This is a genomic window from Psychrobacter sp. YP14 (assembly GCF_003209315.1).
In the GTDB taxonomy this organism is placed as follows: domain Bacteria; phylum Pseudomonadota; class Gammaproteobacteria; order Pseudomonadales; family Moraxellaceae; genus Psychrobacter; species Psychrobacter raelei.
Map to the genome: position 1 here is coordinate 364,037 of NZ_CP029789.1, position 23,875 is coordinate 387,911.

18 protein-coding genes are annotated in these 23,875 nt (G+C 44.1%); 7 read left to right on the forward strand and 11 right to left on the reverse strand.

The features are described 5' to 3' along the window. Positions 1 to 82: 82 nt before the first annotated feature. The 3 genes from clpP to rdgB all read right to left on the reverse strand — a co-directional run bounded on the left by clpP (position 83) and on the right by rdgB (position 3,639). The gene (clpP, locus tag DLE54_RS01545) at positions 83 to 709 is read right to left on the reverse strand and encodes an ATP-dependent Clp endopeptidase proteolytic subunit ClpP (protein ID WP_041773439.1); all 627 of its coding nucleotides are present in this window, start codon (positions 707 to 709) and stop codon (positions 83 to 85) included. A gap of 548 nt (positions 710 to 1,257) precedes the next feature. Further along, positions 1,258 to 2,595: a trigger factor gene (gene tig / locus DLE54_RS01550; protein ID WP_110816029.1), complete on the reverse strand. Its 1,338-nt coding sequence runs from the start codon at positions 2,593 to 2,595 to the stop codon at positions 1,258 to 1,260. Between the two features lie 399 nt (positions 2,596 to 2,994). Beyond that, a complete protein-coding gene (rdgB, locus tag DLE54_RS01555; protein WP_110816030.1) occupies positions 2,995 to 3,639 on the reverse strand; it encodes an RdgB/HAM1 family non-canonical purine NTP pyrophosphatase in 645 nt (214 codons plus the stop codon). 682 nt (positions 3,640 to 4,321) lie between these two features. Between rdgB and DLE54_RS01560 the strand changes: the two genes are divergently transcribed. Then, a complete protein-coding gene (locus tag DLE54_RS01560) occupies positions 4,322 to 4,951 on the forward strand; it encodes a superoxide dismutase (protein ID WP_011959598.1) in 630 nt (209 codons plus the stop codon). Positions 4,952 to 5,049: 98 nt separating this feature from the next. On the opposite strand, the gene DLE54_RS01565 is transcribed toward DLE54_RS01560, so the two are convergent. Beyond that, positions 5,050 to 5,889 (reverse strand): DUF72 domain-containing protein, encoded by an 840-nt coding sequence (locus DLE54_RS01565; RefSeq protein ID WP_011959599.1) that lies wholly within the window; start codon positions 5,887 to 5,889, stop codon positions 5,050 to 5,052. Between the two features lie 345 nt (positions 5,890 to 6,234). Here DLE54_RS01565 and hemA point away from each other — a divergent pair, with 345 nt between their 5' ends. After that, positions 6,235 to 7,590, forward strand: coding sequence for a glutamyl-tRNA reductase (hemA, locus tag DLE54_RS01570; RefSeq protein ID WP_110816031.1), 1,356 nt, complete (start codon positions 6,235 to 6,237; stop codon positions 7,588 to 7,590). A 165-nt stretch (positions 7,591 to 7,755) separates the two neighbouring features. Here the strand turns inward: hemA and DLE54_RS01575 are convergent, their stop codons facing one another. Then, positions 7,756 to 8,376 carry a rhomboid family intramembrane serine protease gene (locus DLE54_RS01575; protein WP_110816032.1) on the reverse strand — a complete coding sequence of 207 codons (621 nt, stop codon included), beginning with the start codon at positions 8,374 to 8,376 and terminating at the stop codon, positions 7,756 to 7,758. Between the two features lie 445 nt (positions 8,377 to 8,821). On the opposite strand from DLE54_RS01575, the gene DLE54_RS01580 reads away from it, so the two are divergent. After that, on the forward strand, positions 8,822 to 10,435 hold the full coding sequence (locus DLE54_RS01580; RefSeq protein WP_110816033.1) for an OmpA family protein: 1,614 nt from the start codon (positions 8,822 to 8,824) through the stop codon (positions 10,433 to 10,435). Positions 10,436 to 10,598: 163 nt separating this feature from the next. Here DLE54_RS01580 and nagZ read toward each other — a convergent pair whose 3' ends face one another. After that, positions 10,599 to 11,669 carry a beta-N-acetylhexosaminidase gene (nagZ, locus tag DLE54_RS01585; RefSeq protein ID WP_110816034.1) on the reverse strand — a complete coding sequence of 357 codons (1,071 nt, stop codon included), beginning with the start codon at positions 11,667 to 11,669 and terminating at the stop codon, positions 10,599 to 10,601. Between the two features lie 230 nt (positions 11,670 to 11,899). On the opposite strand from nagZ, the gene DLE54_RS01590 reads away from it, so the two are divergent. Continuing rightward, positions 11,900 to 14,107 carry a carboxy terminal-processing peptidase gene (locus DLE54_RS01590; protein WP_110816035.1) on the forward strand — a complete coding sequence of 736 codons (2,208 nt, stop codon included), beginning with the start codon at positions 11,900 to 11,902 and terminating at the stop codon, positions 14,105 to 14,107. 869 nt (positions 14,108 to 14,976) lie between these two features. On the opposite strand, the gene DLE54_RS01595 is transcribed toward DLE54_RS01590, so the two are convergent. The 3 genes from DLE54_RS01595 to DLE54_RS01605 form a co-directional block, all read right to left on the reverse strand. Then, positions 14,977 to 15,180 (reverse strand): CsbD family protein, encoded by a 204-nt coding sequence (locus DLE54_RS01595; protein WP_011959605.1) that lies wholly within the window; start codon positions 15,178 to 15,180, stop codon positions 14,977 to 14,979. Positions 15,181 to 16,485: 1,305 nt separating this feature from the next. Beyond that, positions 16,486 to 18,132: a sensor histidine kinase gene (locus DLE54_RS01600; RefSeq protein WP_110816036.1), complete on the reverse strand. Its 1,647-nt coding sequence runs from the start codon at positions 18,130 to 18,132 to the stop codon at positions 16,486 to 16,488. A gap of 113 nt (positions 18,133 to 18,245) precedes the next feature. Then, the gene (locus tag DLE54_RS01605; RefSeq protein ID WP_110816037.1) at positions 18,246 to 18,917 is read right to left on the reverse strand and encodes a response regulator transcription factor; all 672 of its coding nucleotides are present in this window, start codon (positions 18,915 to 18,917) and stop codon (positions 18,246 to 18,248) included. A 346-nt stretch (positions 18,918 to 19,263) separates the two neighbouring features. Between DLE54_RS01605 and DLE54_RS01610 the strand changes: the two genes are divergently transcribed. Further along, the gene (locus DLE54_RS01610; protein WP_110816038.1) at positions 19,264 to 19,821 is read left to right on the forward strand and encodes a Spy/CpxP family protein refolding chaperone; all 558 of its coding nucleotides are present in this window, start codon (positions 19,264 to 19,266) and stop codon (positions 19,819 to 19,821) included. A 152-nt stretch (positions 19,822 to 19,973) separates the two neighbouring features. Here DLE54_RS01610 and DLE54_RS01615 read toward each other — a convergent pair whose 3' ends face one another. Then, a complete protein-coding gene (locus tag DLE54_RS01615; protein WP_110816039.1) occupies positions 19,974 to 20,717 on the reverse strand; it encodes a YgfZ/GcvT domain-containing protein in 744 nt (247 codons plus the stop codon). 245 nt (positions 20,718 to 20,962) lie between these two features. Here DLE54_RS01615 and DLE54_RS01620 point away from each other — a divergent pair, with 245 nt between their 5' ends. Beyond that, entirely contained in the window at positions 20,963 to 21,313 is a 351-nt protein-coding gene (locus DLE54_RS01620) for a zinc ribbon domain-containing protein YjdM (RefSeq protein ID WP_110816040.1), read from the forward strand. 151 nt (positions 21,314 to 21,464) lie between these two features. Here the strand turns inward: DLE54_RS01620 and DLE54_RS01625 are convergent, their stop codons facing one another. Next, positions 21,465 to 22,349 carry a DegV family protein gene (locus DLE54_RS01625; protein ID WP_110816041.1) on the reverse strand — a complete coding sequence of 295 codons (885 nt, stop codon included), beginning with the start codon at positions 22,347 to 22,349 and terminating at the stop codon, positions 21,465 to 21,467. Positions 22,350 to 22,674: 325 nt separating this feature from the next. Between DLE54_RS01625 and ppk2 the strand changes: the two genes are divergently transcribed. Next, complete coding sequence (gene ppk2 / locus DLE54_RS01630; RefSeq protein ID WP_011959613.1) at positions 22,675 to 23,784, forward strand: polyphosphate kinase 2; 1,110 nt, start codon at positions 22,675 to 22,677, stop codon at positions 23,782 to 23,784. Positions 23,785 to 23,875 lie beyond the last annotated feature (91 nt).

A 23,875-nucleotide genomic window follows, 5' to 3' on the forward strand; every position in this document is an offset into this window, starting at 1 on the left:
TTAGGCAGCCATTTATCTGGCTGCTTCCGGCTCTGCGAATCATCCATATTGATCATTAGCAGAGCTTACACGGGGTACGGGGTTATTTGGCTTCTTCTGGGCGACGCTCTAATACTTCGTCAACTAAGCCGTATGCTTTGGCTTCTTGAGCATCTAGCCAGTAATCACGCTCAACATCTCTTTCAATTTTTTCTAGTGGCTGGCCGGTGCGCTCAGCTAAGATGCGGTTTAGGCGGTCACGGATTTTTAGGATTTCACGAGCATTAATCTCGATATCAGTTGCCTGACCTTGTGCGCCACCTGAGGGCTGGTGAATCATCACACGTGAGTTGGCTAGGGCATAGCGTTTGCCTTTTTGACCAGCGGCCAATAAGAATGAGCCCATGCTGTAAGCACCGCCCATGCAAATGGTTGATACGTCAGGCTTGATGAAGTTCATGGTATCGAACATGGCCAGACCCGCACTCACTGAACCACCGGGTGAGTTGATGTATAAATGGATGTCTTTTTCTGGATTTTCTGCTTCCAAAAACAGCATCTGCGCCACAATTAGGTTGGCCATATTGTCTTCAACTTGACCGGTCAAAAAGATAACCCGTTCGCGAAGTAGGCGCGAGTAGATATCAAATGAGCGCTCACCACGGGCAGATTGCTCCACAACCATAGGCACTAATGCTGCTTGCGGAACGCTAACCGTCGCATCACGCATGTTTCTTAATACCACATCATGGGCAGCAACCAATGTCTCAAAGTGAGGGTTGTTAATAATACGTTCGATATCTTGTTGGGTGTTTTGGTGAGTCATATATATTCCCTGTGGATTGGTCAATTTTACAATTTTTTGATGATCATTCTAAGTAAGCGGCTGTGTTAATCAGGCTTTTATAGCGCCGAATGTCGGCTTGAGCCTGTCTGATATAGTTATATTTTGGGGTGGTTGGCGATAAATCAAGCGCCAAGCTTATATTAACCTGGTTATCTTACTTGATGATGACCGATTAATACATAATTTTAATGGGCTAATGGGTTCCCCCACTTTATCACATAGTGTCATAAAGCTCATCTTGTCAGCTCATGCAAGCCTGAGGCTGATGAAAGGGAGTTGCCTGCACTGACCGTCAGTTATTGCGGCATGCTATAACTAGTGTGACAGGCCATAACTCATGTGACAGGCCATAAAAAATGCCCCAACTAATTTAGCTGGGGCATTTTTGGTTTCAAAAGTTAAGACCTAACGCCAAAACAACTTTTGAATGATTACATCATGCCTTGTTGCTGAGAGGCTAGAAGCTCTTGGTAACCAACTTCTTTGTCAGTGACTTTGCCTTGCTCAAGTAAGAAGTCGACCACTTGGTCTTCTAATACTACAGACTCGATGTTAGCGCGCTGCTGTGCATCATTGGTGTAGTACTCGATAACCTCTTGAGGATCTTCGTAGTTTTCAGCCGTTTCTTTGATGAAAGTCTCAACACGCTCTTGGTCAACTTTCAGATCGTTTTCTTCGATAACGCGTGATACTAGAACGCCAAGACGGGCCGCACGGATGGCTTGCTCTTCAAATAGCTCACGTGGCAACATGTCTTTGTCGATGCTGTTAGCATTGCCGCCGAACTGCTGAGCAAAGCGCTGCATCATTAGGTTACGTTGACGGTCAACTTCTTGGTCAACCATAGCGCTTGGTACGTCAAATTCGTTCTTTTCAAGTAGCGCATCAAAGGCAGCTTGTTTGACTTGATTACGGGCAGCGTTTTTGATTTCGCGCGTCATGTTTTTGCGAACATCAGTTTTAAGCTGTTCTACGCCGCCTTCTTTTACGCCGAATAATTCTAAGAATTCGTCGTTGATTTCTGGCAGTTTGGCTTCTTCAACTTTTTTCACGTTGATTTTGAACTGAGCTTCTTTACCTGCTAAGTTTTCAGCTTGGTAGTCTTCTGGGAAGGTCACGTCGATGGTTTTTTCTTCACCAGCAGCAAGACCTTTGATACCGTCTTCGAAGCCTGGAATCATTTGGCCGCTACCTAACACAAGTTTGAAGTCTTCAGCTGAGCCGCCTTCAAATTTTTCGCCGTCGATAGAACCTTCGAAATCAAAAGTAACTTGATCGCCTTCATCGGCAGCGCCTTCTTTTTCAGCGAATTCTTGACGCTGTTTGCGAAGGTTTTCAATCATGGTGTCAACGTCTTCATCAGTGATGGTCGCTGTGTGACGCTCAACTTTGATGTCGCTCATGCCTTCAACTTTGATTTCTGGGAAGATTTCAACTGTGGCTTGATATACTAAGAATTCATCTTCTAGTTTTACATCATCAATGTTTGGCATGCCAACAGCGCGCACGTCTTCAGCTTTAATCGCTTCAAATACGGTGTCACGGATCACATCGTTGATCACTTCTTGCTGAATACCAGCACCATATTGGGCACGGATGTGTGAAACAGGCACTTTACCTTTACGGAAACCATCAATTTTGGCAGTTTTTGCCACATTGCGGATACGGCCTTCCACTTTGTTTTGGATTTGTTCAACAGGCACTTTTACAGTAAGTTGTGTTTGGTTGTCATTGACCTTGCTGGTCGTTACTTGTAGATCTTTTGCCATGGTTATTAACCCTGTATGTTAATCGTTTGATTTTAATGATAAGCAATACCCATTTTATATCAGATCAATCAATTTGATATATAGAGCATGAGAATTGCCAAGAATATAACGCTAAAACTGGTTTTAATAAATAGATAGCCAAAAAGTGGTGACTCATCTGTGAGTAAATACCACGCATCCCACTAGCCATCTGATCTAAAAGGAGGTGGCCTTGGTGACTCAAGGGGCACACACTTAAGGCTCAATAGCAGCAAAGCACGCACAGCTTATGGTGTAGCCGTGGTACAACTGGTACCGCTATAAAATTATAAAAGTAGAACAGTATAGTCTATCAGCCTATCAAAGTAAAAATAAAGTAAAAATTACTCAGTTTTAAAGCCGATTATAAGCTGTGTAGCGCTACTGTGCGGACAACTGTTGTAGCAAGCTTTGCATGGCGCGTCCTCGGTGACTGATGGCATTTTTTTGCTCGGCCGGCATTTGTGCTGCAGTCAATTTCAGCTCAGGTACCCAAAATAGCGGGTCATAGCCAAAGCCATGCTCACCTTGAGGCGCCTCAAGTATCTCGCCTTGCCACAGGCCTTGGGCAAGAATAGGTAACGGGTCATCGGCGTGACGCACTAAGGCCAACACGCAGACGAAATATGCTGTGATAGGGGCATTTGGGTTTTTATGACGCAGTGGCAGTAAATCTGCTAACAACTTGGCATTGTTATTGGCATCATTGCCGTGCTCGCCGGCATACCGTGCAGAATAGATACCAGGCGCATTACCTAGGGCAGGTACACATAACCCTGAGTCATCAGCAATAGCGGGTTTGCCACTTAAACGACTGGCATGGCGCGCTTTAATAATGGCGTTTTCCACAAAGCTTAAGCCATCCTCAACCGCGTCTTCTATATCAAGCTCACCTTGAGGTACGATATCAATATTAAGATCGGCCTGATTAAACAGACGCTTAAACTCACTGAGTTTGCCTTTATTATTACTGGCTAATATCCACTGCATAGCTTGGGTCGTTGAGCCATTGGCTTGGTCATTCATTGTTATAATCCTATTGCTTATTAAAAGATTGCTAGTTATTAAAAAATTGCTTGTCAAAAGACGGATAAATAATGTTATAAAAGAGGATGATGAATTACAGTATGAGATAAAAGGTTAGATTTTATTTTGATTATATTTGATAACTTTATCTGTCATGGACTTTGTCATTTTACATCATCATGAAAACCACACATTTGTCGATAAACCAAGGTGTGATTGATTTTACTAATCGTAGAAATTAATAAATTAACGCAAGATATAACATTCAGTAACTGAGTTTGATGATTTGCTTTGCTATAGTATACGGCAAGACTTAGCGATCATAATCTTTAGTTGGTAGTTAAATATCAGCTTAAAGTAATCAGCTTTCAACCAGCTAGATTGTTTAGGTCTCGTTTAGAGACTATGCTCGTTTAGAGGTTATGATTGTAGTAGTAATGCACACTTGATTGACTAATTAAGAGTGCATATATTAGTAATGGTCTTTCAATTATTCGCTTATATTTGTGCGATTTCAATGTTTCATATAAGAGAGCGGATGAGTAGTAAAGACATTACGACATTAGGAATTTTTAATAAAAACAAGCCACTTAGCCTGATGTGATATGCGTTTTAGCATGAGCATCATAACAGTCAAAAAGATTGTTAAGAACAGGCTAACACAGCCAAAGGATAATATAATATGTCAAACATTACTCTACCAGATCTTCCTTATGCAAAAGACGCACTTGAGCCACACATCAGTGCTGAAACTTTAGAATTTCACCATGACAAGCACCATGCTGCTTATGTCAACAAGCTAAATGAATTGCTACCAGGTTCTGGTCTTGAAGGCAAAGCGCTTGACGAAATCATCACTGCCACTGCTAAAGATGACAGCAAGCAAGGCATGTTCAACCAAGCTGCTCAAGTTTGGAACCATACTTTTTACTGGAACTGCATGACTCCAGATAATGGTGGCGGCGAACCTACTGGTGATCTAAAAGCAAAAATCGAAGAAGATTTCGGTTCATACGACAAGTTCCGTGAAGAGTTCAAAAACGCAGCCACTTCACAGTTCGGTTCAGGTTGGGCGTGGTTGGTAGCAGATTCTGTAGGCGGCAAACTGTCTATCATGAAAACTGCCAACGCTGATACACCACTAGCACACGGTAAAGTAGCGGTTCTAACTTGTGACGTATGGGAACATGCTTACTACATCGATTACCGTAACCGTCGTCCTGACTATGTTGACACTTTCCTAGAGAAGTTGGTTAACTGGGATTACGCAAACGCTAAGTACAAAGGTCAAGACGCAGGCGTTGAAGAATAAGTTATTTACTCTCAATGTTTCAGTGTTAGACTCAATAAAAAAGGATGCCCTCGGGTATCCTTTTTTTATACCAGCAGCACTTTCAGCACTGATAGCGCTTATAGCACTTGAAACTGCAAGGCTTGTAATGCTTCACGTAACATGGCGATATTATAATAAGCATGGGCGTTGGTGGAGTTTTGAAAAAACACGTACAACTCATCGAAGTGCTGGCGCTGATTGGCAATGGCTTGAGCCCAGTTTTGCATCTCTTGAGGCGTATAGCGATAATCATGACGCTCACTGGCTGACATAGCATCCCACCAGTTGAGATTGTTGCCATGCATCCTCAAATAGCCGATACGCTTAGCCGTGTTGTGTTGCACAGTGCTTTGGGTGAATAGCAGCCGAGAGTTGGGCAGACCCTTAACTTGAGGGTAGTCGACACTGCACCATATCAGCCCAAATTTTTGAAAGCTGTGCTCTACTTGAGCGATGTGCCAGCTGGCATGACGAAACTCAACAGCCAGTGGATAGTCATGAAACCAATCGGCAAGCTTGGCCAAATACAGGCGGTGCTCACGGGTACGATCAAAGCCGTGTGGAAACTGAATTAATAAAGGCGCTAAACAGTCGGCCTCAATTAAGGGCTGAATTGCCTCAATAAAGGCCTCGGCATGCTCGGGTGTGGCTTTTAGGGTATGACTAAAGTCTTGATGCAGTTTTATGGCAAATTTTATCTTAGCTTCCGATTTTCTCAGCATGCCCTCATACGCCTTTTGTCCGAGCGGAGCATAAAAGCTGCTGTTAATCTCAACCGCGCCGTAGTGCTTGGCATATTCGCTTAAAAAGTCGGTTTTTTTGGTACCAAGTGGATAGAGCGTACCCAGCATATCTGTATCGCTATAACCCCCTGTGCCAAGATAGACAGTGGGGTGAAAAGTATTTTGTGCGCTCATAATGAAAGTAACCTAAGCCAGTCGAAGCTGACGGTGATGAGGGGATATATTGCCCACGCTTTTATTGAATCGTGTTGATATTTAACGTTTATTCCGCTAGGGGTCATTATTAATCAGCCGGCTGTATAGGATAAACTGTACAGACCGTGATTGAATAGGCATTCAATGCTATAATTACCGGTTTAGAGCATCTGTTATACTACCGCATTTATTAAGCGGTGATAAATGGGTGCGTGTCTGTCCGTACAGGTATCACAGTGAATGCCCATTCATGGTATGCAGTTAGCAAAGGCTAATTGCACGGAATGTTGACGGCTTAATCTCTAACTAATGGGTAGATTTTACATGAATCTTGTTGTCATCGGTGTGAACCATAAAACTGCCCCCGTCGCCTTGCGTGAACGGTTAGCATTTGTGGGCGGCGACATCCAGGTGGCGCAAGCACAATTGCAACAAATCACCGCAGGCAGTTTGATCATCTCAACGTGTAACCGTACTGAGATTTATGCTTTAGCGCCCAGCACCCAGTTACTTGCCAATTCTGATGCTGCCTTGAGTAAGCAAAGCGATTTGTCGCTGGCTGATGAGCCTGTGAGCACCGTTGATTTAACGGAGCAACTGATCACGTGGCTGGCAGACTTTAAGCAAGTACCTCTTGAAGAGACCCGCCCTTATTTATATGACTACGTCGATGGTCAAGCGCTCACCCATATGCTGCGCGTAGCAGCCGGTTTGGACTCTATGATTTTAGGGGAGCCACAAATCTTCGGTCAGATCAAACGATCGGTCAACCAGGCCAAAGAACAAGGTTTTTTGACCAATCAGCTAAACTGGGTAGTGGAGCAAATATTCGCTGCGGCAAAAAGAGTGCGAAATGAGACGGATGTGGGTACTCAGGCCATCTCCTTGGGCTACGCGGCCTCTAAGCTTGTCACCCAAATTTTTGATCGTCCGGAAGAAACTACCTTTTTATTGATTGCCGCAGGTGAAATGAACCGCTTGGTGGCACAGAATATCGCTGGGCTTGGGGTTAAACGTATCTTAATCTGTAACCGTACGCCGGAGCGTGCCAATCTTCTGGCGCAAGAGCTTGCGCACTTGGGTATACAGATTGAAGTGCACCCGCTCACAGAGCTGGACTCTTTGTTGTATCAAGCCGATATCGTGAGCAGCTGTAGCGGTAGTATGGACATGCTCATTGACAAGGCCATGACTCGCCGCGCATTAAAAAAACGCCGCTATAAACCCATGCTCATGGTAGATTTAGCAGTGCCTAGAGACATCGATCCAAGCGTAGGTAAGCTTGATGATGTGTACTTGTATTCTATTGATGACTTGCAACATGTGATTGCCGGCAACCTAGAGAAGCGTCGTCAGGCGGCGGTAGAGGCAGAGCTTTTGGTTAGTCACTTGGTGGTTGAGATTGAGCGCCGTTTCCAGGTACGCAAAGTAGGTCAAGATATCCATGATTACCGTGCCCTTGCTGCACAAAAGGCCGAAGCTGTATTAAATGAAGCATTGCATGAGCTGAGAACCTCAGAGGCGACTGCAGAGGAGGTCATGACAGAGTTGACCCGCCGTCTTACTCAGACGTTAGTGCATGCGCCATCTTCTTTAATGCGCCGAGCTGCTCGTGACGGCAATAACGAAGCGATTGATTTGATTATTCTGGGTCTGAAAGATGCTTATCGCAAAAAGTAAGCTGGTCACATCACGCTTTTAAGTCGCCGAGTCAAACGCTAAATTAATAAACACACCCATTGTCCACAAAAAAGGAGCGCTTAGCGCTCCTTTTTTTTGTGGACGTCACTAACGTTGTCACTAACTTAGATACTTGATTGTGAGTCACGGTGTCATTAGGCACTGCTAAAAACTTGGATGCATCAAGGCATTAAAGAAGTGACCCAAAACACTGGGCGATAATAAAATGGTGGCCACCACACCAAAGGCACCGCCCCATAAATGAGCCAGATGGTTGATGTTTGAGTTGCCCTTGTTGTTGGCATAAATGCTATAGCCAACATAAGCGATGGCAAATACGATGGCTGGGATGGGCACAATAGCAAACAAATACAGCATGCTCCAAGGTGCCATTAATATGAAGGAGAATAAAATGGCCGATACCCCGCCCGAAGCGCCAAGACTGCGATAGCGTGGATCATTTTTGTGCTGCAAATAGCTGGGTATCATGGCCACGATAATGGCGCCTAAATACACAGCAATAAACCCAAAACCACCTAAAAATTGATTAAAAAAGCGTTCTACTGCGCGGCCAAAGAAATATAAGGTAAACATGTTAAACAGTAGGTGAGTACTGTCAGCATGAACGAAGCCGTGGGTAATAAAGCGATACCATTCGCCTTTATTCACCGCAGGTGGATAAAAAATAAGCTTGCTCATCATCTCTTTGTTTTGCCAGGCCAATAAGCTGACAATAACGGTGATGATAATAATCAAGGTGGTATGGCTACTAAGTAAACTGTTCAAAAGATGTCCTTACTAAAATGAGATGTCCTATGATATATGATATATGCAGCGATATAAGCCAAATTGATGGTGCTATAGGGTTATATCAACTCATCATTAGGCTAGGATACTTTTTATCTAAGAGGTTAGTTGTTATTTACACCAGTTTTAGTGTGAGATTCTAGGTTCATTTATTATCAGTTTGTCACCATTTCACGTTTCTGTAACAAGCCTTAACTTAGACTTTACTTTACTATAACGGAATTTGAAAAAAGATAGCGTATTGTAGTATGCAAGTTTGGTAAACAGCGCTTTAGTTAAATACATCAATAGGGTTTAATTGGTCGTAATAACTATAAACAACCTCGGCTTTAGGCGTTCATTAGACGTTAAGTTAATAACAATTAATCTGCTCCCTTTAACTGCTGTTTACCCGATATTTTTTAATTTTTTAGGAGAGTTACTCATGGATATTATTGGTCACTTGGCTCGTACCGTTACCCCAGCTGTTCTGGCTGACAATCATAACCCACAAAACGAAAGCTTATTAAAGCAGTTTTACGCTTTATTCATCGCTAAACTAGCCGATCAGGAGAGCTTTACTCGTGTAGGCTCACAAGAGATTCATCGTGATGACTTAGGTCTGTTCGATCGTCTATGGACTGATGAAGGCCAAAAAAATCACATTTCTGAAGAATTAGCGGCTCATAATAACGTAGATACCATTTCAGTAAAGGGCCTGATAGCTTCAGCAGCGCCTTTGGCTTTTAATGAAATCAAAAGCTTAGCGGGTAGTGTACCTATTCCTCAGTTTTTACGTGATAACCTAGAGTCATATCGTAATCATATCCCTACTTGGGCAACCAGCGTTCTGCCTGCCGGTCTACTAGGCCTAGGCGCTAGTGCAGCCGGTGCTCATGCCGCTCATGCCACCACAACCAATACCACAGCGACACCTGCTGGCCATCGTATTTCTGATACCACCAGTACTGAGCCTTTGGTACGTGAAGAAAAAGAAAGTGGCGGCTTCTTAAAAGCATTATTGCCTATTATTGGTTTAATTATCCTAGCGGCGCTAGCGTGGGCACTATTAAAAGGTTGCCAAAAAGATCCTGCACCTGTGGCTACACCAGAGCAAACGGTACAGCAGCCTGCTGAACCTGCAGTTACCGGTAATACCGCGCTAGCACCTGCAGTGTTAAGTCTTGCTACTGGCGAAGGCAATGAGTTATTCGCTTGTCGTATCAATGCAGGTAATGAAGAGTTAAGCAACACAGTAATGACGGCTGTAAAAGATGTGTTTGGCACAGGTGGTGATAACTGCCGCGCAGACATCGATGATGGCTTTGCCACTGACATGCCAGCGGCACCGCACTTAGCTGCTATTTTACCTCTCATCAAAAATACACCTAATGCTAACGTGATTATCGAAGGCAATGATGTGCGTATTGATGCGCCAGATCAAGCTCAGCTAGACAAGCTAGTGGCTGATATTAAAGCCGCTGCTCCGGAGCTTAATGTCGTTGCAACCGGTCCTGTAGACTTTGATGCTGAAGTGAAACAAAGTATCGCAGATGCTACGACAGCTATGGATAACCTAGGTGAAAATCCAGATCCAAAAGATGTGGCTCGTGCACTAAGCTTACAAGTTATTAACTTTGCAGTAGATAAAACAGACATCCCAGCTGAAAACCAAGCGGTACTAGATCGTGCGGTAGAAGTTATGAAGCAAGTACCTGATATGCAGCTGCTAATCTTAGGTCATACTGACAGCGATGGTGATGATGCTTATAACAAAGATCTATCTCAGCGCCGTGCAGAAGCGGTAAAAGCCTACTTGGTATCTAAAGGTGCCGATGCTGCTAAGCTAATGACCAAAGGTATGGGTGAAACAGACCCTATGGCCACTAACGAAACAGAAAACGGTAAATTCCGCAACCGTCGTATCGAGTTTACGGTATATGATGAAAGTGTAGCGGGTATGGATACACCGATTACTGTAACACCATCAGACAGTGCAGATATCAAAGCACCTACTGCTGAGGCCACAACTGAGCCACAAGCTGACACTGCTCAGTAATCAGTAAGTGGTTAGCTTTAAGCGCCATAAAATAAGTAGCCATAAATAATGTATCGTCAGTATTGCTTGCTGTGGTTGGTCAAGCAGCTGACACAAAAAGACCGCCTTTAGAGGCGGTCTTTTTTATGGGTTGTCTGTTATACAGTTATCAGTTTTAAAGGCTTTAGCGCTTATAATCAGTGGGATCGGTTGCTTGCGCAGCCACTAATGGTTCGTTAAAAAAAGCCTGCGTAATATTTTGTTTCGCCACTGCCCAATAATCAAATTGGGCGCAAGTGGCCTCTAGTGAGCCTTGCCAAGTAGGCAGCTGACTACGCATCGCTTCAAGCCGGGTTTGATTGGGCTTGGGCAACTGGGCTGCGGTCTGTATGGCTTGCAGCGCTGCCTCTCTATCATTACACACTAAGGCCATGTCGCAGCCAGCTTCTAAAGCTGCGGTAACTCGAGCACTGACATCACCGGCCACGTGTGCCGCTTTCATAGATAAGTCATCTGAGAATAACACCCCATTGAAGCCCAATTGCTCTCGAGCAATGTCTTGTAGCCATACTTTGGAGAATCCTGCCGGCTTATCATCTACTTGAGAGAAGATAACATGGGCGGGCATAAGGGCATCAAGCCAAGGCTGACACTGAATAAAGGGCTGCAGGTCTACCGCTTTAATCTGCTCAAAGCTGCGATTGTCAATGACATCTGCCACATGTGAATCAGGGGCAATGGAACCATGACCTGGAAAGTGCTTGCCTGTGGTTGCCATGCCTGCAGCTTTCATACCTCGCATAAACTGAGAAGAAAGCGCCACGATGGCTTCGGTGCGCGCATGAAAGCTGCGATCGCCGATAACTTGACTGACCCCATTGATATCAAGCACGGGCGCAAAGCTTATGTCAATGCCCACCGCCATGACCTCTGCGGCCATAAGATAGCCGCAGTCGTAAGCCAAGCTAAGCGCCCCACAAGGGTTTGAATCAAATAAATCACCCAGTTTTCCCATTGCTGGTAGCGGGGTAAAGCCTTGACGCAGTCTTGCCACCCGTCCGCCTTCTTGATCGACACCGATGATGATATCGGGCTGCTGTTGATGAATCTCATCACATAACCGCCGTACTTGCTCGGGGGTCTCGACATTACGGGCAAATAAAATAACACCCCCCACCTGCTCACAGCTTAGGACGTCGCGATCTTCGGCAGTCAGTTCGGTGCCTGCCACATCTATCATTAATGGCCCATACATAAAGCTTCCCCTTAGAATTTATTTCAAATAAAAAATGAATTGGTTATTATTACCCTAGGCATATTATTACAGCAATATCCAACAACTGCCGGCGTCATTTGAGCTTCAAAACCGTCAGTAATAAAATTAGGTAAGAATGCTTATACAGTTTTAGACACTCAAGGGCAGTTTGTTATGCTAATATCAAGGCATTATATCCATAATGTAACAAGAATAAGAGAGAGTAATTGATGAGATTTCAACCAACCCAGCTGGTGTTAAGTGCCGCCGCCATTGGTATGGCCGGTGTGGTGTTATCACACAGCTATAGCTCTGCTGTGGCTGCGGATAAAAGCGCCTTTGTTGCCACACCCGAGCAAAAGCTTACCACACGCCAAGTAGCCGCTTTATTAGACAGAGCGCATTATTCCAATAAGCGCTTTGATGAGGCGATGGGCCGTAAAGTGTTGGATATGTATTTTGACCGTTTGGACCCCAATCATACTCTATTTTTGCAATCAGATATTAATGAATTAACCACCAAATACGGTGCAACTTTTGCCGATAGATTAAAGCAGGGCGATCTCAGCGCAGTACAGGCAATTTTTAATCGTTATACCCAGCGATCAAATGAGTACTATAACTTCGCCGATAAGTTCTTAAGTAAGCCTGTCAATCTTAATCGCAATGATTCTGTGGTGCTTGACCGTGAAAAAGAACCCCGCTTTAAGAGTGCTTCAGAGCAACAAGGCTATTGGGGCCGTCAATTAACTTTGCAGATTATCAATCTAACTTTGGGTCAAGAAGAAGACAAGGCTCGTGATGAGCTGTATACCAAAAACCCTGAGCTGACCAAAGGTAACGACTTAATCTTAGGAGAGGACAGAAGCCCACAAGAGATTTTGTTAAATCGTTTGCATCGTCAGCAAGAGCAGCTACAGCGCATTAAGAGCGATGAGATCATGGAGTCGGTGCTAAATACAGCCACCTTAACTTATGATCCGCACAGCAACTATTATGCCCCTGTGCAATCGGTCGAGATGCAAGTGCAGTCCAACTTGCAATTAGAAGGTATTGGCGTGTCTATTCGCCCTTATCGTAAAAACCCAGATTATACCCAGATTGTGACCCTGGTTGATGGTGGACCCGCTGCCAAATCAGGCAAAGTGCAGCCCAATGATTTGATCATGGCTGTGGCCAAAGATGGCGAGAATATGCAAGATGTGGTGGGCTGGTCAACTCGTGAAGTGGTGGCCTTAATCCGCGGCAAACGTGGCACAGATGTGACCATCAAAGTTAAGCAGCCCAATAGTCCTGACGCCTCAGCACGTACCATTGTCATCACCCGTGATGTGATTGAGCAAGAAGATGCGGGCGTGACTCATCGGGTGATTACGGTAAAACCTGAAGGCAGCACGGAAGAAAAACGCATCGGTGTGCTTGAAATACCAAGCTTCTATCTAAACTATCAAGCCCGCCGCAGTGGTCAAAACTACCGCAGCGTGAGTATCGACACTCAAAAAGAGCTTGAGAAGCTTAATAAAGAAAACATTGACGGCCTGGTGGTCGATCTACGCAATAACCCTGGCGGCTCCTTAGATGAAGTGGCTAAAATGCTAGGATTATTTATTAAAGAAGGGCCGCTGGTTCAGATTCGTGACAACCAGGGTAACGTGCAAGTCTATCAAGACGAAGATGGTGGTAAGCAGCTGTATTCAGGCGATATGGTGGTCATTACCAATATGGCATCAGCCTCTGCCTCTGAGATTTTCGCCGCTGCCATTCAAGACTATGGCCGCGGCTTAGTAGTGGGTAGTACCACCACCGGTAAGGGCTCAGCTCAGATTCAGTTAGATAGTCTGGCCTTAGGCTCAGCCACGTTGACTCAGCGTAAGTTTTATCGCATTACAGGCGGCAGTACCCAGAATAAAGGGGTAGTGCCTGATGTATCTTTAGTCAATATCTATGAAGGTGCTGAGTTTAGTGAGCGCGACCAAAAAAATGCCATGGCTTGGGACACCATCAAGACCTCGCCTTATAAGCCTGAAGGCAAATTTAGCAGTAAGACGTTAGCGACCTTAAATCAGCAGTCCAAGATTCGTCAAACCACCAATCCGCAGTTTGTTTATCTAGATACGCTAAATAAATTACGCAATATGGAAGATGACAAAAATGCGGTTAAGCTAAATATCACTGAGCGCCGCGCACATCAAAAACAGATTGAGCAAAAAACTTTAGATGCAGAGAATGCGCGTCGTAAGGCCACCGGTCAAAAGCCTTATGCCAGCTGGACTGAGTATCAAGCTGCTGTCGAAGCCATGTTCGAAGAGCGCAGTCGTCTAAAAAATGATGAGCGTCCTAAGCTACCAGAAGAAGAGGCATACGTGATTGAAGCGGCCAAGCTGATGCTTGATGCCCGTAAGCTACAAAAGTTCGATGAGCTACGCAGCGCCAAGTAGTCACTAATCAAGAATAATGACGTCTCAAGGCCCTAGTATTTAAAATACTAGGGCTTTTTTGCGGTTTGGCACTGTATTTTTAGCACTGTACTAAGGACGATTTATTTCATTCGACTTATATTTTTAAAAAATGAGTCATCAAATTTTTGTGCCGTTAACCACAAGTTAGGGTGCTTAACGCCCTAAATAAAAGGGCTAACCAATTTTTTTAATCGTGTCTTACTCAAAAAATAAGGCTTTGTAAGCATATGCTTACATCACATGACGCTTTGGCGACTTACGCGCACAGCGCTTATTTGAGATTATAGCTTAACGGCATCAAGGATGATGACTCAAAGGATTGAGTGCTTAACCGCTACCGTATTATGGATAAATCGCTAAGAACAAAATTTGACTTCGATTAAATTTTCTAATTAGCATCTATGAACAGAGTGTCTAGATTGATACTGTGTCATGGGTTTGGTAAGGATACATACTTTTTACTTTATTCTCATAGGATGTGAGAATTAAGGATAAAAAGAAAAGGAATGATCAGAGCAGGATGCTCACTTGCGTGACCTAATCTAGGATGGAGCAGGTAACAATAGACTGTCAGGATGACAACAATAAAAGCCGCATAGCGAAAGTTATGCGGCTTTGTTGTTTTTGACCTATATGTATGCTCAGCTTAAAGCTCATTGAGTGCCGTAAGCAGTCCACTTTCAACGGAAAAAACGACCTAAAATAGATCATTTTTTCTCATTCATAGCGATCATACAGCTTGCTGGGAGGCAGATAGCCTCCTTTATTAATTGATGAAATGATTAATTGATGAGATTATTAATTAATAAAATGCTAACTGGTCAAATTAATCAGTCAATAGCCATGACTTAGACGTCGTGCTTGGTACGCCAGTCATGTACTTGCTGCTCAACTTTTTCTTTAGTGTCACCATAACGCTCCTGGATTCTACCTACTAATTTGTCAAAGCTGCCTTCAGCATGGGTCAAATCATCGTCAGTCAGTTCGGCCCACTGTTGTTTGATATTGCCTTTTAGCTGCTTCCATTCGCCTTTAAAGGTATCTTTATTCATGATAGTTCCTTGTTTTTATTAATAATTTATTAATGAGTTATTATGGGTAAAAAATATGCGATGACTTTTACTTCATATTTTGGCTATATTCAAAAGCCACTATTCAAAAATCTTAAAATTCACTAGGTTAAGGTAAGTCTTGTCTTAACCTGCTCAATCATTATGCGCTTTAGTGAGCTATGCTGTGTATCAACTGTGTTTATCATCAGTGGCTTCTTATGAGGTTTTGGTTTCTATTGTGACTTTAGCTAACAATTATGTTGACGCAGCCCTTTAAATACCGATGTAAGCATATGCTTACAACACATGACGCTTTGGCGACTTACACTTACCTACGTAATTTGAGACTATAGCTTCACGGCATCAAGGATGATGACTCAAAGGATTGAGTGCTTAACCGCTACCGTATTAAGGATGAAGGTTAACAAGTAAAGACGAAAAATTTATTTCAAGCTTTATGAGTTAAGTAGGGAAACCCAACTTGAGACGAGATAATCACAGGATGTGATATTAAGTTAAGAGTAAATGACGTAAATAGAGCAGGAAGCTCGCTATTATTAACTATTCTAGGATGGGGTAGTCAATAACAGACTGTCAGGATGACAACCAGCGAAAGCCGCATAACGAAAGTTGTGCGGCTTTGTTGTTTTTGCGGATTTGTTATTTTGATGGATAAATATAATAGATAACCCCAGCTATTGTTTGCGCCCAAAAAATAAAGCATAAAGATGAGCCGTAGAAAAGTCCAGATAGCTTACATATCTTATTGGCGCTTACCCCTTATTAACTCTGGGTATGAGGCGCGCTTAGCAACAATAAAGCACACAAGAGGGGGAGATAACAGGATAAGGTTGTTAATTTTGTAAGCATAAGCTTACACCACAAAGCGCTTTTTGCGTCTTATGCTACTAAGGTTAATTTGAGACTATAGCTGTACGGCATCAAGGATGGTGACTCAAGGATAGAGTGGTGACATTGTTTGCAATGAAATCTTCCGTACTAAGGATAAATAATTGTCTTCAAGGGTTAATTGGTTTTAGCCATTAAAGATAACAGTCATGAACAAAGCATCTAGGTTGGTGCAGCGTCATGAAGGGTTAAGGACACAACATGACCTATACTGCGCAGGCTTGCAGGGATAGGGCGCATTACCAGAGCAGGATGCTCGCTATGATTAACTATTCTAGGATGGGGTAGCTAATATAGACTGTCAGGAGGACTAACAGCAAAAGCCGCATAGCGAAAGTTATGCGGCTTTGTTGTGTCTACTGCTTTTATTTGTAGCTTTAGCCTACGATTCAAGGGCTACGATTCGAGCGTGCTGTGAATGGGTAAAATGGCCTCAATAACCAGACCGGAGTGTCCATCTTGGCGATTGTAAGCGACCAGTCTGCCTTGATGCGCGATGACAATGGCTTGAGCTATTGCCAGACCCAATCCATATCCACTGTATTTTTGCGGCGAATTGACAGACGCTGTGGGCGTTTGACTTAAGCGCTCTCGTGACGCACTAAGGCGCACAAACGGCTGAAAAATGCGTTGTAAATCGGTGTCTGCAACCCCATCACCAGCATCCATCACTTGCAGTTTTATGGCTGGGTTTTTTGTCTTTTCATCGATGATTGACTGCAGCACCACAGTCACGACTGAATTTGGTGCTGTGTGAGTATAGGCATTACGGATAATGTTCTCAAATGCGCTGTGTAGCTGCTCTTGATCACCTAGTAGGGTGTAAGCTGTAGCTTGACGGCTGATTGCAGCTGATCGTGATTCATGACTTGAGCTGACAGCCGAGGGCTTAGGGTGTGAGGACGTACTGAGGCCTAAGATAGTGGATGAGGTTTGCCACTGCCAGGTGACCCTTTTATCTTGAAACTCAAAGCAAACATCTTCTCTTATTTCATCGAGCAGTGCATACAAGTTCACTGGCTGATAGGCTTCAATATCCAAAGCATACTGACGCATCTGTAGTGACTGAATACGAATGATGTGCTCGATAAGCTCATTCATCCGTGCTGACTCTTTTTCGATTCGATCCAAATAATGACTGGCCTCAGGCGCAAAGTCGCGCGTGAGTTCTGTGGCCACCTCTAATCGAGCCAGCGGCGAGCGCAGCTCATGAGATATGTCACTGAGCATCTGCTTACGCGCAAGCTCACTGTCAGCTAGGCGAGTCGATAGCTTAGAGACATCCTTAGCCAGTGCCCCAAGCTCATCATTGCCCAAGTCGGTCAGCTCCTCACCAGCCTTAAATCGGCCTTCACTCATTAAGTGCACCGCCTTTTGTAATCTATGAATACGGCGGGTGAGTGCCTGACTGAGCCAATAACACACTAAAATACTAAACACCAAAATAAGCACCACTCGGATTAAAGTATGGTCCTTACGCAGTGAAGCCAAATCACGCAGCGACAATCGAGGCTGCAGCTGCACGGTGTAAGTTTGACCACTGGCAGAGGTCACGGTAGTGTCTTGAAGCTCTGGGTAATTTAGCACGTCTGCGCTTACCTGCTGCCAAGATGGCTCAGATAAGGGGGGTGGTAATTCTGGAGGTGGTCTGCTATCAGAGTCCCTATCTGGCGGGGAAGGAGGGCCTAAAGGCTCATGCTCAGAGCGAAAGCGGCCAAACTTTGGAAATAAAATTTGTCCTTGTTGATCGATAATACGCATTTGCGCCATGAGCCGGCGCTCATCACGATACAGTTGGCGTACTGTGTCTAAATCATCCTCGCTTAACGCCGCCATAGTATTTTGACGAGCAACAAGCAAGCGTGCTATCTGTAATTGCATCCGGTTATTGAGCTCTTTGGCATTCATCCAGCGTTCAATACCCACAGACAGGGCTGAGGTCAGCAGCAAGATGGTGAGCATGCTCAAAAAAAGCCACCAAAATAAGGTTAGGGGCTGGTTAAGCTTATGATGCAAAGGTGGTTTGGTAGTAGGGTTACTCATGAAAACCTACGGATTAAGAGACTAGAGAGCTAAAAACATCAAAAAATAAAAGCAGTGACTTTAGATGTAGGGTGAATGGACGCCAACATAAAGCCGTAACCGGTAGCATAAGATTATAAAACCAGTTGGTAGCCTTTACCGCGCACCGCTTTTATTGGGTCTTCATGATAAGGTTGTAGTTTTTTTCTAAGCCGTGAGACATGCACATCTAGGCTTCTATCTAAAGGCTGTAGCTCGCGTTGTAGCACAGTTTGCGACAACCACTCCTTACTTGCCACATTGCCTTGCTGCTGTAATAAGGCCACCAACAGGTCAAACTCAGTTCCGGTTACTTGCAGCGTCTCGCCATCTACCGTGCAGATACGGTGCACTTGATCCAACTGTAGGCGCTCATGCTCCAGCGGTACAATATCACTTTGCTGCATAGTGGTGCGTTTGATAACAGCATTGATGCGAGCCAACAACTCACGTGGATTACAAGGCTTGGCAATATAATCATCTGCGCCCAGCTCAAGGCCAATGATACGGTCAATTTCATCACCTTTAGCCGTGAGCATAATAACGGGCGTCTGGGTCAGGGTCGGTAATTGACGCAGCACATTTAACCCATCAATCTTGGGCATCATGATGTCTAACACGATTAAATCATAAGGCTGAGATCTTATCTTATTGAGCACCTGTTCCCCGTCATAAGCGCAGTCACAGCGGATACCGTGATTGGTCAAGTACTCCTGTAACAAATCGGTCAGCTCTTTATCGTCATCGCCTAATAAAATATGTGTCATACAAAATTCCTAAAAAGTGAGTCAATAAGCGTCTACAAAAAGAGGCTTGTCTGAGCAAAACCGCAAAATCAGCCTGTGCCTAGAATACTAAACATGGCTCTTAGCACAAGCAAGTGCGATGAGAAGTATTGTTGCAATTGTTACCTTTCTTAAAGTTTCATCAACCTACGTTACGTTGGATTGACTTATTATGGCACACATAGACAGCAGGCCTGCTCTGAGCGACCTGTGTAACCGGCCTATTTAATCACTTATTACGCCAGTTATTTAATGTGTAGCTAACGATGAGACAAGTGCTAGATATTAAGCTTGGCCCACCAACAAATAGTAAATTATGGAGATTCATATGAAAAAATTCGTACTAGGTTCAGTATTGGCCCTATCAGGTAGTTTGGCAATGGTAGGCTGCACGCAAGCCAGCGCTGTTTCAGAGTCACAAGCCAATCCAGCCACTCAAATGCAGCATAAACAAGGTGGCCATGGTCAGTATAAAGGCCATAAAGGTGGCCATGAAATGGGCCGTATGGGCAAAAAAGGTGCAGGTTTTGAGAAGCTAAACCTAACTGAGCAGCAAAAAGCACAGATGCAGGCTTTAAGAAAAGCGCAAATGGAAAAACGTCAAGGTGAGCGTGCACAGCGTCAAGCACAGATGCAGCAGACCCGTGCTCAAACCGAAGCTTTGATTAACAGTCCTACTATCAATGCCACTGCCTTAAACACGCTAGCCGATCGGCAGGCGGCCATTGCTAAGCAGCAGTTCGTTGAGCGCATTCAAGCTCAGCACGCAATGGCACAAATCTTAACCCCTGAACAAAAAGCGACGCTAAAACAGATGCGTGAAGAGCGTCAAGCTAAGTTCAAAAACAAAGCCAAAGGCGAGCACAAAGGCCAAACCGCTCAATAATTAAGGTTAGACAATGGGATTAACTGAGCTCATTGGGTTAATTTTGATACAATCTAGCTAACAAAAAGCGATCCTCGGATCGCTTTTTGTGGTATCTGACCTGAGTCAGCTTAGATCTGATAGCTTAGACAGTGGCCTAAGTGGTGCTTGGCTTAAGCGTCACGTGCCACGCTGGCTTGTAGCGCTGGTGGTAAGTCCAATACGTGTAACTGCTGCGCCTGCTCAAGCTGTTCTGGACGCGCCACTACTAAGGCCTCATAGCCTGAACCATCGGCCAAATCAATGGCATTAACCACTTGAATTTTGTCCAAGCTCTCGCCTGCTTTGGGGGCAGCTCCTGTGCCTTTTACTCGGTGCAAGAAGGCTTTTGGCGCCGCTTTAAAGTAAATACGGGCGATGACCTCTTGGCCCAAATAACAGCCTTTGTCGTAGTCTACGCCGCCACGCTGATGCAAGCGTAGCTCTTGCGGCTGAAATAACGTCTGAGTTGCCTCAGTAATCCAGTAGTTACCAGTAGCGATACTGGCAGACATCCAATCGGTCATGTTCTGCTCATCAGCGTTTTCGCTAAAGGTGGGCTGTGCTTGTCCTGCTTCATCCCCCACATAGGGATAGATGTCGATGGGCTCTGAGATAGTAAATTTAGAGAAGGCACCAAATTTTTTTAGATGCGCCTGAAGCGGTGCTAAGCAATCACTGCTGATGACGATATCAAATTGTTTGTCATCTTGTTTTTTTATCCAAAGTCCAAATTCAATGCGGCCTTTGAGATTGGCGATGGCCGCCGGCTGATAGCTTGCAGTGAGCCTATTAACGTTTACTGTGATCTGGCTTTGAAGAAATTTTGCAGCATCATCACCTTGTAGCGTGATTTGCTTAAAGCTTAAGTTACTCATAACTCTATCCTTTTTAGTAGATGTCTTATTTAGTGAACTGGATTTAATAGATATTTTGTTTGAGGTTTAATCAGCTGTGTACTGGCATCTTTTATTATAAGCGTTTTAATGGGTAATGACAGTTTGGGGTATTGAGAGATTAATTTTGGCAACGCTGAGATATTTCAACCGCTGTTTGAGCAAAATTTTGTGGTTTGCGCTACAATACTAAGCGAAATTAATTCAATGATTCAAATGAGGATAAAATGAGCTTACCTAATTGCCCTAATTGTGATTCTGATTTAACGTATGAAGATGGCGCTTTATTGGTGTGTCCTATGTGTGCCCATGAATGGACAGCTGCCGAAGCAGACGGTAACAGTGCAGAGACTGAAAACGTTATCCGTGATGCCGTAGGTAATGAGCTACAAGATGGCGACGCTGTAACTGTTATCAAGGACTTAAAGGTAAAAGGGTCATCGACACCGCTTAAAGTGGGAACCAAAGTAAAAAGTATTCGTCTCATCCATGACGCGCCTGATGATCATGACATCGACTGCAAAGTAGAGGGCTTTGGTCAAATGAAGCTTAAGTCATCTGTGGTGAAAAAAGCCTAGTTTTAACTGCCTTATCGTGTCATGACAGGCACCGATACTTATACCCTCAAAAAACCTCGTTACGATGAACTGACCCCCAAATCTTGGACGGTTTAGTTCAGTCTTGGCGAGGTTTTTTAGTTGTCGTATCTGATTGTCTAGTATTACAAGCTTAAAATTTAGCAAACAACTTGGCAGCAGAGGGCACATCGCTTTCAAAGACACACAGGCCTAAGCCGCTAGGGCCATGATTGGCTAAGGATATGGCGGATACTGGCAATACCGCAATGTCTGTCACGCCTGTTTTTTGCTTGAGCATCGCAATAAAACGGCTATCTAAATCGGGTCGTCCGGCGCTTAGGACATAAGCGAAAGAATCGGCGCGCGGTATCACGTTTTCAAACTGGTTGACCATATATTCAAAGGCTTTGTCTATTTTGCGGATTTTGCTAATCGGCACCACGTCACCTGCATCAGAGACTTGCAACACCGGCTTGATGCTAAATAAATTGGCAAAAAATCCTGCTGTGGTAGACACCTTTTTGTTTTTTATTAAGTAGGATAAATCATCGGCAGCAAATAGCATATGATGGCTGCGGCGTAGGGCATCTAAGCGTGAGGCGATGTCTTGCATAGCATAGTTTTGCTGCATCAAATAATCTGCTTCTAAGGCAAGTAGCGCTTCACACGCATTCAAATCCTTAGTGTCATAGACGTAGATGTCCATGCTGTCTTTAAAGCTTTGGGCGACCTCACTGATAATCTGATAGCTGTCACTAACCTGTGATGATAAGGTGGTGATAAACACCTCCTTTACGCCTTTATTTTGTAAGCCGCTTAGCATCATAGCCACTTCATGCGCAGGCGCTGGAGAGGTGTGTACTGGGGAATGGCTCACCTCATTCATAAGATGCTGCAAGCGCTCGCTACTGATATTTTTTCCATCAATAAATTCAACATTATTGACGTGTATGCGCAACCGAATAAGCTCAATGTTATGTTTGATATCCATATCATCAAGCCCAGAGGAGGATGTGCTTAAAACAATGCGACTCATAGGGGCACCTAGTATTTCCATAATCGAGATAAAGCGCTCATTGCTTTGGATTATAGAGGGTTAAATTCAGTTCGCATAGAGGCAACACCAAGCAGCCATACTCATTATCAGCATTTCATTGGCTTCTAGCTGCTTAACGACGCTATGTTAGCGGTTAAAATTTATCTTGATAGTTTAAACCATAAAATTTTTAAGGGTTTAGTTGAGGTAAGCATAAAACATGTAATGAGTAGTAGAATTTGATAATAGCCACTATAAATACTTGCTATAATAATTAAATAAAACTATGTAATGTTTTTTTTAAAGCTAACAGCAAGGGGCGACTATGTCAAAAAAAAGTAATAAGTCTGAGAAAATTAGCGACGCTTATGTGACCAATCCCAAAAAGATTGAAAAGTATGAAACCCAAAAGAAAAAAGACAGCTCACGTATAAAGACCAAAGAAGTCATTGATCAGGTACTGCTAAAACAACTAGCAGAGGGCAATATCGAAGCGATATCAGATCGCATTCAATCGCTCATTCATGATGCTTCTCCAGATGACCTAGAAAAGCTAAAAAATCTATTTGCCAATCATGCGTTGGCCAATGCTGTCAAAACAGGCACCAAAAGAGACGATGAGTTATCTGATAACTGGCGTGAAGGCGGCTATCCTTATAAAAACCGCTTATCGCGTAAAAACTACGAAAAACAAAAGTATCACCTGCAAGTTGAGCTCTTAAAGCTACAAAAATGGGTGCGTGAAAATGACAAAAAAGTGGTCATTATCTTCGAGGGGCGTGATGCGGCCGGTAAAGGCGGCTCTATCAAGCGCTTTATGGAGCATTTAAACCCTCGTAGCTCACGAGTTGTGGCCCTAGAAAAACCCACCGAGCGTGAGATGGGGCAGTGGTACTTCCAGCGCTATGTGCAGCATTTGCCCTCAGCTGGAGAGATGGTGTTCTTCGACCGCTCATGGTACAACCGCGCTGGCGTTGAGCGGGTAATGGGCTTTTGTACGGAAGAAGAGTACGCTACTTTTATGCGCCAAACTCCTGAGTTTGAGAAACACTTAATTGACTCGGGCATTCATTTAATCAAGTTTTGGTTCTCAGTGAGCCGTGATGAGCAGCGTCGCCGCTTTGCTCAGCGTGAAGCGCATCCCTTAAAGCAGTGGAAGTTATCTCCCATTGATTTGGCTTCCCTGGATAAATGGGATGAATACACTTTGGCCAAAGAAGCCATGTTCTATAATACTGACACCGCAGAATCCCCTTGGATTGTCATCAAGTCAGATTGTAAAAAACGTGCCCGTCTTAATGCCATGCGCTATGTGTTAAATAGACTTCCCTACGATGGCAGAGACAAGAGTCAGGTGGGGAATGTTGATCCGCTTATTGTCGGTCGTGCAGGTGCATTATATGAATTGGGAGAAAAATCGGACCTAGAGATTTAACACAAATTGGTCGAAGTCCCACCACCTTACAGGTGGTGGGATGAAGGCCATAAGATAAATATGATAGATACGATAAAAGATTAAATTCGCC